The organism is Streptomyces sp. NPDC029122 (assembly GCF_055569445.1).
The window spans coordinates 520,143-536,464 of sequence record NZ_JBVHWK010000001.1 but is presented as its reverse complement, the minus strand read 5'-3'; the positions used below and the strand labels follow the sequence as shown (position 1 = coordinate 536,464).

Annotated in this window: 18 protein-coding genes; 12 read left to right on the top strand and 6 right to left on the bottom strand. The window is 74.2% G+C overall.

Annotation, left to right across the window (positions count from 1 at the left end; all coding sequences use genetic code 11):
• Window positions 1-63: 63 nt before the first annotated feature.
• Window positions 64-885 carry an SDR family oxidoreductase gene (locus ACZ4WZ_RS02360; RefSeq protein WP_467884153.1) on the bottom strand — a complete coding sequence of 274 codons (822 nt, stop codon included), beginning with the start codon at window positions 883-885 and terminating at the stop codon, window positions 64-66.
• A gap of 181 nt (window positions 886-1,066) precedes the next feature.
• Window positions 1,067-1,297 carry a DUF6480 family protein gene (locus ACZ4WZ_RS02355; RefSeq protein ID WP_467884152.1) on the bottom strand — a complete coding sequence of 77 codons (231 nt, stop codon included), beginning with the start codon at window positions 1,295-1,297 and terminating at the stop codon, window positions 1,067-1,069.
• Window positions 1,298-1,501: 204 nt separating this feature from the next.
• On the opposite strand from ACZ4WZ_RS02355, the gene ACZ4WZ_RS02350 reads away from it, so the two are divergent.
• Together ACZ4WZ_RS02350 and ACZ4WZ_RS02345 are read left to right on the top strand one after the other, a co-directional pair.
• Window positions 1,502-3,754 carry a catalase gene (locus tag ACZ4WZ_RS02350; protein WP_467884151.1) on the top strand — a complete coding sequence of 751 codons (2,253 nt, stop codon included), beginning with the start codon at window positions 1,502-1,504 and terminating at the stop codon, window positions 3,752-3,754.
• Between the two features lie 182 nt (window positions 3,755-3,936).
• On the top strand, window positions 3,937-4,212 hold the full coding sequence (locus ACZ4WZ_RS02345; protein ID WP_467884150.1) for an isoamylase early set domain-containing protein: 276 nt from the start codon (window positions 3,937-3,939) through the stop codon (window positions 4,210-4,212).
• 84 nt (window positions 4,213-4,296) lie between these two features.
• Here the strand turns inward: ACZ4WZ_RS02345 and ACZ4WZ_RS02340 are convergent, their stop codons facing one another.
• A complete protein-coding gene (locus tag ACZ4WZ_RS02340) occupies window positions 4,297-4,860 on the bottom strand; it encodes a hemerythrin domain-containing protein (RefSeq protein ID WP_467884148.1) in 564 nt (187 codons plus the stop codon).
• 109 nt (window positions 4,861-4,969) lie between these two features.
• Here ACZ4WZ_RS02340 and ACZ4WZ_RS02335 point away from each other — a divergent pair, with 109 nt between their 5' ends.
• The 4 genes from ACZ4WZ_RS02335 (at window position 4,970) to ACZ4WZ_RS02320 (ending at window position 8,053) form a co-directional block, all read left to right on the top strand.
• On the top strand, window positions 4,970-5,500 hold the full coding sequence (locus ACZ4WZ_RS02335; protein ID WP_467884146.1) for a hypothetical protein: 531 nt from the start codon (window positions 4,970-4,972) through the stop codon (window positions 5,498-5,500).
• Window positions 5,501-5,633: 133 nt separating this feature from the next.
• On the top strand, window positions 5,634-6,386 hold the full coding sequence (locus tag ACZ4WZ_RS02330) for a GAF and ANTAR domain-containing protein (protein WP_467884144.1): 753 nt from the start codon (window positions 5,634-5,636) through the stop codon (window positions 6,384-6,386).
• A 42-nt stretch (window positions 6,387-6,428) separates the two neighbouring features.
• Window positions 6,429-7,166: a GAF domain-containing protein gene (locus ACZ4WZ_RS02325; RefSeq protein WP_467884142.1), complete on the top strand. Its 738-nt coding sequence runs from the start codon at window positions 6,429-6,431 to the stop codon at window positions 7,164-7,166.
• Window positions 7,167-7,408: 242 nt separating this feature from the next.
• Window positions 7,409-8,053: an MOSC domain-containing protein gene (locus ACZ4WZ_RS02320; protein WP_467884141.1), complete on the top strand. Its 645-nt coding sequence runs from the start codon at window positions 7,409-7,411 to the stop codon at window positions 8,051-8,053.
• 42 nt (window positions 8,054-8,095) lie between these two features.
• On the opposite strand, the gene ACZ4WZ_RS02315 is transcribed toward ACZ4WZ_RS02320, so the two are convergent.
• Together ACZ4WZ_RS02315 and ACZ4WZ_RS02310 are read right to left on the bottom strand one after the other, a co-directional pair.
• Entirely contained in the window at window positions 8,096-8,554 is a 459-nt protein-coding gene (locus ACZ4WZ_RS02315) for an SAM-dependent methyltransferase (RefSeq protein WP_467884139.1), read from the bottom strand.
• Window positions 8,555-8,596: 42 nt separating this feature from the next.
• Window positions 8,597-9,385: a hypothetical protein gene (locus tag ACZ4WZ_RS02310; RefSeq protein WP_467884137.1), complete on the bottom strand. Its 789-nt coding sequence runs from the start codon at window positions 9,383-9,385 to the stop codon at window positions 8,597-8,599.
• Between the two features lie 134 nt (window positions 9,386-9,519).
• Here ACZ4WZ_RS02310 and ACZ4WZ_RS02305 point away from each other — a divergent pair, with 134 nt between their 5' ends.
• Entirely contained in the window at window positions 9,520-10,434 is a 915-nt protein-coding gene (locus ACZ4WZ_RS02305) for an oxygenase MpaB family protein (RefSeq protein ID WP_467884135.1), read from the top strand.
• A gap of 69 nt (window positions 10,435-10,503) precedes the next feature.
• On the opposite strand, the gene ACZ4WZ_RS02300 is transcribed toward ACZ4WZ_RS02305, so the two are convergent.
• Window positions 10,504-11,112 carry a class I SAM-dependent methyltransferase gene (locus tag ACZ4WZ_RS02300; protein WP_467884218.1) on the bottom strand — a complete coding sequence of 203 codons (609 nt, stop codon included), beginning with the start codon at window positions 11,110-11,112 and terminating at the stop codon, window positions 10,504-10,506.
• Between the two features lie 171 nt (window positions 11,113-11,283).
• On the opposite strand from ACZ4WZ_RS02300, the gene ACZ4WZ_RS02295 reads away from it, so the two are divergent.
• From ACZ4WZ_RS02295 to ACZ4WZ_RS02275, 5 genes are read left to right on the top strand one after another with little or no spacing between them, the layout of a single operon-like run.
• Entirely contained in the window at window positions 11,284-12,198 is a 915-nt protein-coding gene (locus tag ACZ4WZ_RS02295; RefSeq protein ID WP_467884134.1) for an MHYT domain-containing protein, read from the top strand.
• 46 nt (window positions 12,199-12,244) lie between these two features.
• Entirely contained in the window at window positions 12,245-14,743 is a 2,499-nt protein-coding gene (locus tag ACZ4WZ_RS02290) for a sensor histidine kinase (RefSeq protein ID WP_467884132.1), read from the top strand.
• Entirely contained in the window at window positions 14,743-15,186 is a 444-nt protein-coding gene (locus ACZ4WZ_RS02285; protein WP_467884130.1) for a roadblock/LC7 domain-containing protein, read from the top strand. The genes ACZ4WZ_RS02290 and ACZ4WZ_RS02285 overlap by 1 nt, the downstream gene beginning before the upstream one ends.
• 17 nt (window positions 15,187-15,203) lie before the next feature.
• Window positions 15,204-15,584, top strand: a complete 381-nt coding sequence (locus ACZ4WZ_RS02280) for a DUF742 domain-containing protein (RefSeq protein ID WP_467884129.1) — start codon at window positions 15,204-15,206, stop codon at window positions 15,582-15,584.
• Window positions 15,584-16,237 carry a GTP-binding protein gene (locus ACZ4WZ_RS02275; protein ID WP_467884127.1) on the top strand — a complete coding sequence of 218 codons (654 nt, stop codon included), beginning with the start codon at window positions 15,584-15,586 and terminating at the stop codon, window positions 16,235-16,237. Before ACZ4WZ_RS02280 ends, ACZ4WZ_RS02275 begins: the two co-directional genes overlap by 1 nt.
• The last annotated feature ends 85 nt before the right edge of the window (window positions 16,238-16,322 follow it).

Sequence of the window (16,322 nt, the reverse complement as noted above, 5' to 3'; positions counted from 1 at the left end):
GGGCGGCTCCTGCCGGCGGGCCCGGGGTGCGCGTCGGGCCTTCCCGCACCCGTGCCGGGACGCTCACGGCTCGCGCCAGGCGTCGGTCTCCAGGTGCGAGCCCGCCATCGGGCCCATGCGGAGCATCCCGCCGTCCACCGCCCAGGAGGCCCCGGTCACGTAACCCGAGCCGGGCCCCGCGAGGAAGGCGACGACCGCCGCGACCTCACGCGCGTCGCCGGGGCGCCCGAGGGGGATCCCGGGGCGCGCGACCGAGCGGACGTCGACGTCCTCCTGGCCGGTCATCGGGGTGGCGATCTCGCCCGGGGCGACGGAGTTCACGGTGATCCCGTACTCGGCGAGTTCCAGGGCCATCACCTGCGTGAGCAGGCCCAGCCCGCCCTTGGCGGCGCAGTACGGAGCGGTACCGACGCGGGGCTGGTGCTCGTGCACCGAGGTGATGTTGACGATGCGCCCGCCCCGCCCCTGCGCGATCATCCAGCGGGCCGCCCGCTGGCCGCACAGCAGCGGTCCGACCAGGTCCACGTCCAGGATCCGGCGCACCGTGTCCAGGTCCAGCTCCAGGAAGGGCTCCGATACGCCGGTGCCGGCGCAGTTCACCAGGACGTCCAGGCCCCCCAGCTCCCTCGCGAGACCGTCCACCGCCTCCGCCGCCCCGGGCAGCCGTGACAGGTCCATCCGGGCGACGGCGGCCCGGTGCCCGGACCGGGCCACCTCCTCGGCGGTCTCCCGGGCCCCGGCCTCGTCGGAGTGCCAGGTGATGCCGACGTCCGTCCCCGCGTCGCGGGCGAGCGCGACCGCGATGGCGCGGCCGATCCCGGAGTCGGACCCGGTCACCACGGCCGTGTGCGGAGCGAAGGGCCGCGGCCCGCCGGCGCCGGTCACGGCAGTCCCCGCCGGGGCGCCGGGCCCGCGCGCCGTCCGACCGCCGGCGCATGCCCCCGCGCCGGCTTCGCAGGGCGTTCGCGGGAGCGCCGCACCGCCTTGAGCCGTCCGTCCATGACAAGCACCGCCTCGTACTCGGTACGCCGCCCCGCCCGCGTCCGCGGACGGCGGCGGCTGTGCGTCAGAGGGCCAGCACGATCGCGTACACCAGGAAGAACAGGGCCACCAGGACCGCCAGGGCGACGATGACCGCGAGCGGGCCCTTGGCCCACCCGCGCTTCAGCGGGCGGTAGGGGCCGGCGCCGGAAGAGGTGCTCGCCTCGCCGGGAGGGGTCTCGCCGGGCGGAACCGAGCCGCCCGGTTCCAGGCCGGGGGTGGTGCGGGGATCGGGGTCAGGATTGTGGGTACTCATGTCCGGCGTGTCCCCGCAATCCGGACACCCATGCCGGGCGGGGCGGAGTTCCCGAGGAGACCTGCACCGACCTGGTGTCCGGCGGCGAAGCCCGGGCAGACGGGCCACCAAGAGCGTCGTCGGGCCCCGCGGACGCGGGGCCCCGGGCCGGCCGGGTGCCGATGCCCCAGGACCGCGCCCCCCACCGAACCAGCGGGAGAGAACATGCCCGAGAAGTACGAGCCGGAGCAGCCCGTGGCCGCCGACACCACCCCCGCGGACCACGTACCCGGCAAGCCCGCCGCCGCCTCCCCCCGGCGGGAGGAACCGACCAGTCCGCGCCCGCCGCTGCCCCCCAAGGCGGACCAGGAGGGCCCCGAGACGGTCAGTCCCACCGGCCAGGCCACCGGGGCGGAAGGAGCGCGCGACGCCCAGAGCGGGGCGTACCTGACCAGTGCGCAGGGCACCCGGCTGTACGAGACCGACCACTCGCTGAAGGCGGGCCCCCGGGGGCCCGTACTCCTGCAGGACCACCACCTGCGCGAGAAGATCACGCACTTCGACCACGAGCGGATCCCCGAGCGCGTCGTCCACGCCCGCGGGGCCGGCGCGCACGGAGTCTTCCGCGGTTACGGCGCCGCGGGCGAGGTCTGCAGGGCGGCCTTCCTCGGCCGGGACGTCGAGACGCCCGTCTTCGTCCGGTTCTCCACCGTGCTGGGCTCGCGCGGATCCGCCGACACCGTGCGGGACACCCGGGGCTTCGCGGTGAAGTTCTACACCGAGGAGGGCACCTTCGACCTGGTGGGCAACAACATCCCGGTGTTCTTCATCCAGGACGCCATCAAGTTCCCCGACGTCATCCACGCCGGCAAGCCGCATCCCGACCGGGAGATCCCGCAGGCCCAGAGCGCGCACGACACCTTCTGGGACTTCGTCTCCCTGCACACCGAGGCGACCCACCACACCCTCTGGAACATGTCCGACCGGGGCATCCCCCGCTCGTACCGGATGATGGAGGGTTTCGGGGTCCACACCTTCCGGCTGGTCAACGAGGCGGGCGAGACCGTACTGGCCAAGTTCCACTGGAAGCCGAAGCTGGGCGTGCACTCCCTGACCTGGGAGGAAGCACAGATGATCGGCGGGACGGACCCGGACTTCCACCGCCGCGACCTCTTCGACGCCATCGAGTCCGGCGCCTTCCCCGAGTGGGAACTGGGCATCCAGGTGTTCCCCGACACCCCGGAGCAGACCTTCGAGGGCATCGACCTCCTCGACCCCACCAAGATCGTGCCGGAGGAACTCTCCCCGGTGCAGGCCATCGGCCGGCTCACGCTGAACGCCAACACCAAGAACTTCTTCGCCGAGACCGAGCAGGTCGCCTTCCACCCCGGGCACCTGGTGCCGGGGATCGACATCACCGACGACCCGCTTCTCGCCGGCCGGCTGTTCTCGTACCTGGACACGCAGATCAGCCGCCTCGGAGGCCCCAACTTCGCCCAGATTCCGGTCAACCGCCCGCACGCCCCCGTCAACGACATGCTGCGGGACGGCATGCACCAGACCGCCGTGCACACCGGCGTGGCGCCGTACCGGCCCAACAGCCTGGACGGCGGCTGCCCCTTCCTGGCGGGCGCGGAATCGGCCGCCTACATCGAGGCGCCCGTGCGGGTGCCCGAGGCGAGCAAGAGCCGCGAGGCCGCCGCCTCCTTCTCGGACCACTTCAGCCAGGCGCGCATGTTCTGGCTGAGCATGAGCCCGCCGGAGCGCGAGCACATCGTCGCCGCGTACAGCTTCGAACTGGGCAAGTGCTACGAACAGGCCGTCAAGGAACGGATGCTGGGCAACCTCGCGAACATCGACCCCGAACTGTGCGCCCAGGTGGCCGCCGGGCTCGGGCTGCCCGCTCCCGCCCCCACCGTCCCGCTCGCCGAGGTCGAACCCAGCCCGGCCCTGTCCCAGCTGGGGCGGACCTGGCCCGTCGACGGCCGGGTGATCGGCATCGTCGCCGACCCCGCCGGGGAACCCGCCGAGGTGCGCGCCGTGCAGCGGGCCGCCTCCGCCCGGGGCCTGCTCCCGCTCGTCATCGCCCCGGCCGGCGGCACGCTCGACGGCGAAGGAGAGCCGGTGGCCGTCCAGCGCACCTTCGCCACGGCGCGGTCGGTGGAGTACGACGCCGTCGTCCTCGCCGGCGCCCCCCGGCCCGCCGCCGACGCCCGGGGCGCCCGTGACGCCAAGGCGGGCACGCCCGGCGCGACGGAAGTCGACCCGCGCGTGCTGCTGCTGATCGCCGAGGCCTACCGGCACGGCAAGGTCCTCGCCGGCTGGAACGGGGGCGAGCTGGCGCTGGAGGCCGCCGGCATCGCCCCCGACGAGCCGGGAGTCATCGTCGGGGACTCGGGCTCCTCGGTGCTGGACGCGCTCACCGGGGCACTGGAGAAGCACCGGGTCTGGGAACGCTTCCCCGCGCCGGCCGCCTGAGAGCGGAGCCCTGCCGGCCGGCGCGGTCGCGCCGGCCGGCACAGGCCTGATCGGCGGCGTCCGGACGGGTGACGGAGCACCCGCCACGGCGGGTCGCCTGACGGGGAGCGCCCGGGCCGAGACGATGGCGGGCGTTCGGCGGGCCCACCGCCCCCGGCCCCGACACCGACAGGGAGCACTCCGTGCTGGAAAGAAAGCGTCGCAAGAACGCCACCGAGGTCACCTTCGTGCTGCCCGAGGGTGACCCGCCGGGACCGGTCAGCGTCGTGGGGACGTTCAACGACTGGCGACCGGGCACACACGTGCTCGCACCCCGCCCCGACGGCAGACGAGCGGTGACCGTCGAGCTTCCGGCGAAGGCCACGCACGCCTTCCGGTACCTGGCCGCGGGGGACTACTGGTTCAACGACGAGAGCGCCGACGGACACGACGGCGCCAACAGCCGCCTGCGTACCTGAACGCCCGCGCACCTGAACGCGGCGGAGGGAGCCGTGCCGTGCACGGCTCCCTTCTGCGATCGGAGCGCTGACCCGCGAGCGGTGTCAGGACTCCTTGCCGCGCCCGCTCATCGCGTCGCGCAAGCGGTCCACCAGCCCCATGCCGGGCGCCAGGAGCTTGTTGGCGGGCGGAGTGTCGGGAGCCGAAGGGTGCGGCCGGGTCGGCGCGGTCTTCTTCGCCGTCCGGACCTTGTCACCGAGCGTGCCGAGCATCTCCGGGCCGCACGCGGTCCGCAGCCGGGGGAACAGGTTCTGCTCCTCGTCGGCCACGTGCTCGCGGATCTCCGCCATCAGCTTGGAGGCCAGCATGTCGAAGCGGGGGTCGCCCACCTCGCAGCCCTCCAGGTCCTTCATGATGCGCTCGGCCTCGGCGTGGTCCTCGAGCTCCTTGTCGGCGAGCGCGTCGCCGTTCGGCAGCTTCTCCCGTACGGCCGGGTACAGGTAGGACTCCTCCGCCACGGAATGGCGGACCAGTTCCATGATCGCCTGGTCTGCGTACTCCTTCCTGCGGGCATCACCCGGAGGAAGGGCTTCCATCTTGCCGAAGATCTTCTCCACCTCCCGGTGGTCGGTGGTCAGCTCTGCGATGACGTCACCGCCGTGTCCCATCGTGTCCCTCCTCGATCGGTCGGAATGAGCCGCGCCTTTCCATTCCAATGGCGTTTATTCGGTCATTAAGGTGAGGGGAGGAAGCCCGCACCCCGCCCTGGAGGCCGCCGTGTCCACGGACAGCGCGCTGGCGCCGCTCATCGCGGCCACGGCGCAGTGGTTCGACCGCGCGTACCCGTCCGGGCGCGGCGCGCTCCAGCGGGGCCTCGCGCAGGCCCAGTCGCGCCAGGCCGTCACGCTCGCCGCCTGGCTCCGCTATCCGACGCGGCTCGACGTGCACCTCGTGGCCCTGACCGGACCCGGCGGCTCGGGCAGACTCGACTGGATCACCGGATCGGACTTCGCCCGCGCGGCGGAGACCGCCGACCCGCGGGCCGTCGCGTGGCGGACCTGGGTGGACGAGGTGGTCGCCAGCTGGGCCGCGTGCCTGCTGGGTACGCCGTCCCTCGCCGAGGCGGCGGCGCGGGCGGTCACCGGCACGGAGCACGTGGGGACGGTGCCCGTCTCCTTCCGCCGGCTGACCGAGCCGGACCCGTACGACCACCGGGGCGCGGCGCTGCTGCGCCACCCCGACCTGCTGGCCCCGGTGGCGGACCTCCACCGGGGCCGGCTCCTGGCCCGTCTGGAGGCCCCGGCCTGAGCCGCCGGCGGGGCCTCGTACGAGTCGGCGGAACGGCCCGTCCCGCGCTCCTGCGGCCGCCGTGCCCACTGGAACCGGACGTGCGGGAGGTGTGAGGATGGGGGCATGGGCGATTGGCGGGAGATGGAGCGTCGTGGACCCCGTACCCTCCGGTGACGGCCGGCCCCCCTCCGGCGAGCGGGAGGTACGCCGGCTTTCCGAGGCCTTCGCGGGAGCCGTGACGGGCGTGCCGCGACCGGACGCCCCCGCCGCTCTCTGCCGTGCCTGCGTCGACCTGCTGGACATCACCGGGGCGTCCGTCTCCCTCGCCGGGGACGCGGACGCGCGCGTGCTGTGGTGGTCCTCCGACGAGCGGGCCGCCCGGCTGGCCGAAGCGCAGTACACCCTCGGGGACGGCCCGTGCCGCACGGCGATCGCACTGGCGGCGCCGGTCCTCGCCGCGGACCTGACCGGTGGCCAGGACGCCCGCCGCTGGCCCGTCTTCGCCGAGCAGGCCGTGTCCCTGGGCGTCAGGGCGCTCTTCTCCCTGCCCCTGGGCGGCGGGGGGATCGCCGTGGGGACCCTCGACCTCTACCGCGACACCCCGGGGCCGCTGTCGGAGCGGGACCAGTCGTTCGCCTTCCCGGCGGCCGACGCGATCACCACCGCGCTGCTCGCCCTGCACGCCGGGGAGGCGACGACGGGCGGGCAGCCCGACGGGTGGCTGGACGGGGCGGAGACCGACCACGAGGAGGTCCACAACGCCACAGGAATGATCATGGTGCACCTCGGGGTGTCTCCCGAGGACGCCTTGGCCCGCCTGAGGGCACACGCCTTCGGCCACGGACAGACCGTGACCGAGACGGCTCGCGACGTCATCGCCGGGAGGATCAGGTTTCATGAGTAGGCCCGCCCCGTGGCAGGACCGCGACAGGGAAACGGTGACGGCATGAGCCGCGAAGAGAGCATCATCGAGGCGTTCGTGAGCCTCAACGACATCACGGCCGACGACATCGATCCGCTGGTCCTGCTCCGGCGTCTCATCGACAGCAGCGTCCGGCTCACCGGCATGGACGCCGCCGGGGTCATGCTCGTCAACGCCCGCGGACAGCTGCGGCCCGTCACCGCGACCTCCGACGTGGTGGCGGTGACCGAGATGTTCCAGGGGCAGATCGCCCAGGGCCCCTGCGTCGACGCCTTCACCACCGGAGAGCCGGTCCACGCCGGGGACCTCGCCGAGCACGAGGACCGCTGGCCGGACTTCACGGCCCTCGCGGCCGCCGCCGGATACCGGGCCGCCCACGCCCTGCCCCTGCGGGTGCGCCACCAGCAGGTGGGAGCCCTCAACCTCCTCGCCCACGCACCCACCGGGCTCACCGAACCGGAAGCCCGCCTCCTCCAGGGACTCGCCGACACCGCGGTCACGGCCGTGGTCACCTGGCAGTCGGACACGCCGCGCCCCTTCGACATCGTGACCCGTATCCAGAGCGCCCTCTCCGGCAAGGCGGTCGTCGACACCGCGGCCGGCATGCTCGCGGCCGCGGCGGGCATCACCCCGGCCGAGGCCTCCCAGCACCTCGTGGCGTACGCGGCGGCGCACGGCCGGCGCCCGACCGAGGTCGCCGACCGGCTCGTACGGCGCACGCTCACCCCGGAGGCCGTCCTGCGGCCGGAGCCGGCCGTGTAGCCCCCGCCTTCCCGACCGTCCCCCGGCGGCGGACGCGCACCCGGTGCCCGGCGCCGCGTGCCCGACGCGGCCCACCGGTGGCGGACGGGGCCGGTCCGTGAACGGGCCTGGCGGCCCTCTCGGCGCTGCTGGAGGCGGGCTGAGTGCGGACCCCGGGGAACTGCTCGCGGTCCTGGCGCGTTGACCAGGGCGGAAGCATTCGCGGGGCCGCCGGGGCGGCAGGGGGGACGCAGGCCTTTCTCATGAGCACCACCGAGCACGAGCCCAGCACCGAGCAGATCAATACCGGGCACAGCAGCACCGAGCACCTCAGTACCGAGCACATCGGCGCGGGGGACGGGGCGCGGGCCGCACGCGTCGTGGCCGTCAGCAGCAATGCCGCGTACTCGTTCAGCAAGCCGAACCGGGAGAGCATCACGCTCCTCACCGGCCTCGGCGTCGAAGGCGACGTGCACGCCGGCGTCACCGTCAAGCACCGCTCCCGCGTGGCCCAGGACCCGACGCGGCCCAACCTCCGTCAGGTGCACCTGATCCACCGGGAACTGTTCGACGAGGTGGCGGAAGCCGGCTTCCGCGTCGAGCCGGGCCGGCTCGGGGAGAACGTGACCACCGAGGGCCTGGACCTGCACGCGCTGCCGACGGGGACGCTGCTGCGCCTGGGCGAGGAGGCGGTGGTGGAGGTGACGGGCCTGCGCAACCCGTGCCCGCAGATCAACGCCTTCCAGGACGGCCTGCTCAAGCAGGTCGTCGGCCGGGACGAGGAGGGCCGCGTGGTCCGCAAGGCCGGGATCATGGGCGTCGTCCACCGGGGCGGCAGGGTCCGCCCCGGTGACACCATCACCGCCACCCTCCCGCCGCTGCCGCACATACCGCTCGAGCGCGTCTGACGGGAGGGGCGCGGCTCCGGTCCCCCGCGGTGGGAGCGAGGGTCAGTAGTAGTCCCGCATCAGGGCCGTCGACCACTCCGGCTGGCGGGTCTCGCCGCGCGGGCCGAATTCCTCCATGTACGGCTTGAGGTCGAGCACGGGGGTGCCGTCCACCGCGTCCAGGCCCTCGACGTGCACGTCCAGGCCGTCCACCTTCAGCACCCTGCACCGTGACAGGCCGATGCGGTTGGGACGGTTCTTGCCGCGCTGGGCGAAAATGCCCACCAGGGGCCAGTCCTGGTTCCCCCGCGGGTGCCGGGCGCCCGTCTCGATCTTCTCCACCGGCACCCGGTCGAAGTGGTAGACGACCTCGACGTGCGAGAAGTCCTCCAGTCCGTAGAGGGCTTCGGGGCCGAACCGGCCGGAGTCCAGCCGGATCACCGCCCGCTCCCGTCCCCAGTCGTCGTCGACGGCCTCCGCCCGGCCGCCGACCACCACGCCCACCGGCTGCGACTCCACCATTGCGTTCCCCCGTCCGTCGTTCCCGTGTTCCGCACCGCGCGCTCAGGCCGGCCGTACCGCCACGCCGTCCAGTGCGGCCAGCAGGCCGGGCAGCTCCGGCAGTCCGGTTTCCCCCTCGAGGGGGACGGCCAGGACCGCGCCCGGTTCCTCGTCCAGCAGGACGAAGGCCGGGCCGCCGGTCCGGGCCACCAGCGACCAGCCGGGCCCGTCGGCCCGCAGGGTCCGTACGCCCTCGCCCGCGAAGGCCGACCGGACCCGCCCCGGCGGCGGTGCCTGCCGGGCGTAACCGGCGGCCTCCCGCAGCGCCCGCGCGAGCCCGGGGTGCACGGCTGCCGCCGCCCCGCCGTCCTCCGCGACGCGCTCGCTCCAGTCCGCCCACTCCCGGCCGACCTGGTCCGCGCCCAGCCGTCGCTGCACCGGCCCCCACCCCTGTGCCGAGGGGGGAGACAGCGGCACCCGACCCGTGCCGTCCGCGCCCTGCTCCGGGTCGTGGGGCTCCGGAATGCCAGCCGTCGACACCGTCAGCTCCAGCGGCCAGCCCGCCAGCGAGGCGACGATCGTGCGCTCGTCGGGCGACAGGTCGTAGTCCATGCCGCAGTCCCAGGAGGCGATGGCGGTGGCCACGAGCGAGACGTCGTCCACGACGACCGTCCAGCGCGCGCCCTCCTCGTCCTGTCCCAGCACCAGCCCGTACCCGTCGGCGACCGGCGGTACCCCCAGCAGCGCGCAGGCCTCCGGGAAATCGTCGCCGAACACCGCCGGGAACTGCGTGGGGGTCAGCAGCACGGCCGTCAGCACGTACAGCGAGCCCCCGTCCTCCTCGTCGGACACGTGGCCTCCCGATCGCGTTCTCGTCGGCGCACCTTAACCAGCCGGTAACTCGCGCGTCGAGACCCGGCGGGCGTCGATTTCCAAGCCCGCTACCTGCACGTAGAGTTGGGGCCCCGCCACGGAAAGGGAGACCGGTGCAGCGTTACGACCGGCTGAGGGAGATCCTCCGGCTCGACCCCGACCAGGACTTCCTGGCCATCTACCGGCTCACCGCCACCTACGAGTTCCCCTGGGACTTCACCCGCGCCCTCGAGCTCGCCCTCTTCCGGACCTACGCCGTCCCCTCCATCGGCGCGCTCCTCGCCGAGACCGCCGAGTTCACCGACCGCGCGCAGAAGCGTTACGACGACACCGCGCTGCTCCTCGACGCCGTCGTGGAGCACGGTTTCGAGAGCGACACGGCGCGCACCGCGATCCGCCGCGTCAACCAGATGCACCGCAGCTACGACATCTCCAACGACGACATGCGCTACGTCCTGTGCACGTTCGTGGTGATTCCCGCACGATGGCTCGACGTCTACGGCTGGCGCCCGCTGACCCACCACGAGCGCCGGGCCTGCGCCAACTACTACACCGCACTCGGCCGACGCCTGGGCATCACGGACATCCCGGGCTCCTACGAGGAGTTCGAGGCCACCCTGAACGCCTACGAGGAAGCCCACTTCGGCTGGGACGAGGGCGGCCGCAAGGTCGCCGACTCCACCCTCGACCTGATGGCCTCCTGGTACCCGAAGCCCCTCGCCCCCGCGGTGCGCGGCGCGAGCCTCGCCCTGCTCGACGAGCCGCTGCTGAGCGCCTTCCGGTACGAGACCCCGAACCCCGCCGTCCGGCGGCTGGTCCGGGGCGCCCTTCGGCTGCGAGGCCGCGCGGTACGGCTGCTGCCGCCGCGCGCGGCCCCCCACTACGCCCGCCAGAACCCGGAGATCAAGGGATACCCCGACGGCTACGACGTCGGCGAGCTCGGCACCTTCCCCGTGCCCGGCGCGGGCGGCTGCCCCGTGCCTCACCCGCGCCGTCCGGCCGGAGCCGAGGCCCAGCCCCCGGCGTAGCCCCCGGGGCCGGGCGGGTGCGGGCGCGCGGGCCGGCGTACGACATGGTCTCCTCGGGCGTCGTGCCGCTTACCGGATGCGCTCGGCCAGGACGAGGAAGCGGGTGTCCTCGTCGGCGTAGGAGGTCATCCGCCAGCCGGAACCGGACAGCAGCGGGCCCAGGTTGTGCTCGGCCCGCAGATCGTCCGGGGTCAGCTCGCGGCCGTGGCGCGCGGCGAGTGCGACTCGCCCGATCGGGTGAAAGAGCGCGAGCCGGCCGCCCGGGCGGACGACGCGGGCGAGCTCGCGCAGGTTCGCGGCGGGATCGGGCAGGTGGGCGATCAGTCCGGCGGCGAAGACCGCGTCCAGTGCCCCGTCGCGCAGCGGAAGCCGGGCCACGTCGGCGCGCAGCAGCGCCCCGGCGCGGTCGCGCCCGGCCTGCCGCGCCTCGGTCAGCATCTCCTCGGTCAGGTCCACGCCGATCACGGTTCCGGACGGCCCGACGGCTGCCCGGAGCGGGACCATGGCCCGGCCGGTCCCGCAGCCCGCGTCGAGCACCCGGTCCCCGGGCCCCACGCCGAACTCCGCCACGGCGGTCGCGAAGGCGGGCCCGTCCTCCGGGAACTTGCTGTCCCAGGCGGCTGCGCGTGCCCCGAAGAACTCCTGCACATGTGTGTGGTCTTCGTTCGTACGGCTCATACGGCTCATGCCCCCATGATCCCGCACCAGCCCCGGCCCCTGCGGACGGTGCGCAAGGTGGCACGTGGTGTGATCGGAGATGAACGTCTCTCTGTCATATTCCAGCAGTTACAGCTGCTTTCGAAATGCTCCCCTTGTTCGCGCCCTCACCCGGACTAGCGTCCCGTGGCCATGGGACACCTGGACCACGCCGCCTATGGCTGGCTGACACCCGCACTGTCATATGTGATGGCATCGATCGGCGCCGCCCTGGGCCTGCGCTGCACCGTCCGCGCACTCGCCGCGACCGGCGCCTCCCGTCGCAACTGGCTCCTCACCGCCGCCTCCGCCATCGGCACCGGCATCTGGACGATGCACTTCATCGCCATGCTCGGCTTCCACGTCACCGGCACCGAGATCCACTACGACGTGCCGATGACCCTCCTCAGCCTGCTCGTCGCCATGGCCGTCGTCGGCGCGGGGGTGTTCGCCGTCGGCTACGGCAAGGACCGCCGCCGCTCCCTCGTCCTCGGGGGCCTGACCACCGGACTCGGGGTCGCGAGCATGCACTACCTCGGCATGGCCGCCCTGCGCCTGCACGGCCGGATCGAGTACGACCCGCTCACCGTCGGGCTCTCGGTCGCCATAGCCGTCGTCGCCGCGACCGCGGCGCTCTGGGCCGCCCTCAACATCAGGTCACCGCTGGCCGTCGCCGTCGCCTCCCTCGTCATGGGCGTCGCCGTCAGCAGCATGCACTACACCGGAATGGCGGCCGTCGCCGTCCGCGTCATGCCCTCGGACGCGGCCCTGCCCGGCGCGAGCGCCATGCAGTTCATCTTCCCGCTCGCGGTCGGGCTCGGCTCCTACCTCTTCATCACCGCCGCCTTCGTGGCGCTCTCCCCGACGGCGGACGAGTGGACGGCGCCGGCGGCCCAGCGGACGGCGGCCCGGCGGACGGCGTCGGCTCGGGCGCACGCACCGGGGGCGCCGGCTCCGGCCGCCGCGGCTCCCGGCTCCGGTCCCGGCTCCGGTCCGGGCCCGGTGCCGCGCTCCGGGTCCGCGCCCGCTGCCGGGCGCCTCGGGGAGGGCGCCGTCCCCTCCCGCTGACACCCCGCCCACCCCGTGGATCCGTACCGCCCCGGAACGAGGAGCCATGCGCACACCCCGCAGAAGACCGGAGCCGGCGCCGCCGCGGCTCCCCGCGCCCGCCTCGCGCGGCCGCCGCGCACACGCCGGTCCCCCCGCGACGGAAGCGCCGGAGTCCGAGTTCCGGCGCCCCGCCCCGCCCGGAGGCGCCCGGGCCCGCGGCGGGCCGTGGATCCGGCTGCGGCCCGCCACCGTCCGGGCGAAGATCGTCTCGCTGCTGATGGTCCCGGTCGTCTCGCTGCTCGCCCTCTGGGGCTTCGCCACCGTCGGCACCGCCCAGGACATGGCCCGGCTGGGCCGTGTCCGCGAAGCCGACGCCGCGATACGCGCGCCCCTCGACGCCGCCCTCGCCGAGATCCAGGCCGAACGCCGCGCCGCCGTCCGCTTCCTGGCCGACCCCGCCTCCGGGGAGGCGTCCGCCCTCGGGCAGCAGGCCCGGCGCACCGACGAAGCCGTACGCCGGCTGCGGCTCGGCGACCGCCACACCGTCGCCGACTCCGGCGGCCACCGCCCCGACACGGTCGTGCGGCTCGGCGCCTTCGTCGCCGCCGCGGAGGCGCTCGGCCATGCCCGGAAGGACATCACCGCCGGCCGTGCCACCCCGGAGGGCGCCTACGAGACCTACACCCGCGTCGCCGACTCCGCCCTCGCCGCCGAGGGCGCCCTCTCCGGTGGCCCCGACTCCGAACTCGGCGCCGACGCGCGGGTCCTGCTCGAGTTCGCCCGGGCCGGCGAGCTGCTGTCCCGGGAGGACGCGCTCCTGGCCCTGCCCGGCCCCCGCACCGCCGACGCGCTGCGCCGTCTGGCCGGCGCCGTGGAGACCCGCCGCACCCTCACCGCCGCCGCGGCGCGGGACCTGCCCGCGGACCAGCGGTCCGTCTGGGACGCCGTCTCCAAGGGCGCGTCCTACGCCGAGCTCACCGCCGCCGAGGACAAGGCACTGGCCGTCACCGCCGCCCCCGCCGGGGCGGCGTCTCCGGCTTCGCCGCCCCGTGAGGCGCACGGGGTCCCCGCCGGCTGGGACACCGCCCACGCGGCGGTGAGCGGGTCCATGCGGGAGGTCCGGCAGGCCGCGCACGCCCGGGCCGCCGAGCGCGCCGATCCGCTCGCCGAAGGGGCTCTCGGCCCGGCCGGTGCCGCCGTCCTGCTGGGTCTGGTGGCGGTCGCCGCCTCGCTGGTGATCTCCGTGCGCATCGGCCGCGCCCTGGTGGTGGAGCTGGTGTCCCTGCGGAACACCGCCCTGGAGATCGCCCACCGGAAGCTCCCGCAGGCCATGGAACGGCTCCGGGCCGGACGTGCCGCGGACATCGACGTCGAGGAAGAGGCCCCGCCCGGGCCTCCCGCCGAGGACGAGATCACCCAGGTCGGTGAGGCCCTGTCCACCGTCCACCGGGCCGCCCTCGGCGCCGCCGTCGAGCGTGCCGAAATCGCCGGCGGGGTGAGCGGCGTCTTCGTCAACCTCGCCCGCCGCAGCCAGGTCCTGGTCCACAAACAGCTCGACCTCCTCGACTCGATGGAGCGCCGCGCCGACGACCCGGGCGAGCTCGGCGACCTCTTCCGGCTCGACCACCTCACCACCCGGATGCGCCGCCACGCGGAAAGTCTGATCATCCTCTCGGGCGCCGCCCCGGGACGGGCGTGGCGGATGCCGGTGCCGCTGACCAACGTCGTGCGCGCCGCCGTCTCCGAGATCGAGGACTATCCGCGCGTGGAGGTCCGCCGGCTCGCCGGGGCCGCCGTCACCGGCGCGTCCGTCGCCGACCTCACCCATCTGCTCGCCGAACTGATCGAGAACGCCGCCCAGTTCTCTCCGCCGCACACCATGGTCCGGGTCAGCGGCGAACCCGTCGGCGCCGGTTACGTCCTGGAGGTCGAGGACCGGGGACTCGGCATGGGCCGCGAGGCGCTCGCGGAGGCCAACCGGCGGATCGAGCACTGCGAGGACCTCGACCTGTTCGACAGCGACCGCCTCGGCCTGTTCGTGGTCAGCAGGCTCTCGGCGCGCCACGGGATCCAGGTGCACCTGAGGCCTTCGCCCTACGGCGGCACCACCGCCGTGGTGCTGCTGCCCCACTCCCTGCTCCAGGACGCGGTCGGTGCCCCGCCCGCCGCCGAGCGGGAGCCCGTACCAGCGCCCGTGCCCGCGCCCGTGCCCGGGCCGCGGCAGGATCCGGTCCCCGCCCCGGTGGCGCCGCTGCGGCCGCGCGGACCCGGCGGCGCGGTCATCCGTACGGCACCGGCACCCGTGCCCGCGGCCGTGCCGGAGCCGGCCGTCCCCGCCGCCCCGGTGACCGCACTGCCGCGCCGGGTACGCCAGGCCAGCCTGGTCCCGCAGCTGCGGGAGGCCCCCGCCGCCGACCGGGCCCCGACCGGTTCGCGGCCCCCGGCGGAGCCCCCGGACCGCAGTCCGGAGCAGGCACGGGACCGGATGGCCGCCTACCGGGCGGGATGGACGCGCGGCTCCCAGGACGACTCCCCCCAGGCAGGCAGCGAAGGAGAAGTGTGATGACCGAACACCACAGGACCGCGCTCGACGGGGTCCGGGGATCCGGCGAACTGGACTGGCTGCTGGACGACCTCGTCCGGCGGGTCCGTGAGGTCCGGCACGCGGTGGTGCTGTCCAACGACGGGCTGGCGGTGGGCTCCTCCACGGCCCTGAGCAGGGAGGACGCGGAGCACCTGGCGGCGGTCGCGTCAGGTTTCCACAGCCTCGCCAAGGGCGCGGGCCGCCATTTCCACGCCGGTGGCGTACGCCAGACGATGGTCGAGATGGACGAGGGGTTCCTCTTCGTCGCCGCGGCCGGGGACGGCTCCTGTCTGGCCGTCCTCAGCGCCGCCAGTGCCGACATCGGGCTGATCGCGTACGAGATGGCCCGGCTGGTCAAACGGGTCGGCGAACACCTGGACACGCCGACCCGGTTCGCGGTCCGCCCCCCGGCCGCCGGGTGAGGGCGGCGGACGGGCACGTGGAAGGCCAGTGGTACGACGCCGAGGCGGGCCCGCTCGTCCGCCCGTACGCCATGACCGGAGGGCGTACGAAACCGGGCCCCCACGGGGTCCGCTTCGACCTGATCGCCCTGGTCGTGGTGGATCCGGAGGCGGCCGGCGCGGGGGACGAGGCCCTGCTCGGCCCGGAGCACCGGACGCTGCTCGGGCTCTGCCGCTCGGAGACCCAGTCGGTCGCGGAGCTCGCCGCCGAGGCGGACCTTCCGGTGGGTGTGGTGCGCGTGCTGCTGGGCGACCTGCTGGAGGCGGGACACGTGCGGGTCAGCCGGCCGGTGCCGCCCGCCCGACTGCCGGACGAGCGGATTCTGCGGGAAGTCGTCGAGGGATTGCGAGCACTGTGATGGGACTGCACGACAACGGCACGACGGGCGAGGGGAGTTCCGGTGCCGCAGCCGGCGCAGGCTCCGGAACCGAGGAGGAACTCGCCGCACTGGCCCTGAAGATCCTCGTGGCCGGCGGCTTCGGGGTCGGCAAGACCACGCTCGTGGGCGCGGTCAGCGAGATCAGGCCGCTGCGCACCGAGGAGCTGCTGAGCGAGGCGGGCCAACTCGTCGACGACACGGGCGGAGTGGACCACAAGACCACGACCACCGTGGCCATGGACTTCGGCCGGATCACCATCAGGGCGGGCCTGTCGCTCTACCTGTTCGGGACGCCGGGCCAGGACCGCTTCTGGTTCCTGTGGGACGAGCTCGCGCAGGGCGCGCTGGGGGCGGTCGTCCTCGCCGACACCCGGCGGCTGGAGGACTGCTTCCCGGCGGTGGACTACTTCGAGCACCGGCGGATCCCCTTCGTGGTGGCCGTCAACTGCTTCAGCAGTGCCCGCGGTTACGGCGCGGACGAGGTCTCGCGCGCACTGGACCTGGAGCAGGGGACACCGGTGGTGCTGTGTGACGCGAGGGACAAGGACTCGGGGAAGGAGGTGCTGATCAGGCTGGTGGAATACGCCGGCCGGGTCCACACGGCCCGGCTGCTCGACTCGGTGGGGCGCTAGGCGTATTGACCTGCAGCGTTGTTTACGCGGCTGATGGGCGGGTGTCCGTCGAGTGCGGTGTGGCAGCGGTGGTGGTTGTAGGTAT

What these genes read in the sequence shown, in the direction of transcription:
- ACZ4WZ_RS02355 (WP_467884152.1), bottom strand. Translation starts at nt 1,297, where the DNA reads ATGAGTACCCACAATCCTGACCCCGATCCCCGCACCACCCCCGGCCTG.
- ACZ4WZ_RS02350 (WP_467884151.1), top strand. Translation starts at nt 1,502, where the DNA reads ATGCCCGAGAAGTACGAGCCGGAGCAGCCCGTGGCCGCCGACACCACC.
- ACZ4WZ_RS02340 (WP_467884148.1), bottom strand. Translation starts at nt 4,860, where the DNA reads ATGGGACACGGCGGTGACGTCATCGCAGAGCTGACCACCGACCACCGG.
- ACZ4WZ_RS02325 (WP_467884142.1), top strand. Translation starts at nt 6,429, where the DNA reads ATGAGCCGCGAAGAGAGCATCATCGAGGCGTTCGTGAGCCTCAACGAC.
- ACZ4WZ_RS02320 (WP_467884141.1), top strand. Translation starts at nt 7,409, where the DNA reads ATGAGCACCACCGAGCACGAGCCCAGCACCGAGCAGATCAATACCGGG.
- ACZ4WZ_RS02315 (WP_467884139.1), bottom strand. Translation starts at nt 8,554, where the DNA reads ATGGTGGAGTCGCAGCCGGTGGGCGTGGTGGTCGGCGGCCGGGCGGAG.
- ACZ4WZ_RS02300 (WP_467884218.1), bottom strand. Translation starts at nt 11,112, where the DNA reads ATGAGCCGTACGAACGAAGACCACACACATGTGCAGGAGTTCTTCGGG.
- ACZ4WZ_RS02295 (WP_467884134.1), top strand. Translation starts at nt 11,284, where the DNA reads ATGGGACACCTGGACCACGCCGCCTATGGCTGGCTGACACCCGCACTG.
- ACZ4WZ_RS02290 (WP_467884132.1), top strand. Translation starts at nt 12,245, where the DNA reads ATGCGCACACCCCGCAGAAGACCGGAGCCGGCGCCGCCGCGGCTCCCC.
- ACZ4WZ_RS02285 (WP_467884130.1), top strand. Translation starts at nt 14,743, where the DNA reads ATGACCGAACACCACAGGACCGCGCTCGACGGGGTCCGGGGATCCGGC.
- ACZ4WZ_RS02275 (WP_467884127.1), top strand. Translation starts at nt 15,584, where the DNA reads ATGGGACTGCACGACAACGGCACGACGGGCGAGGGGAGTTCCGGTGCC.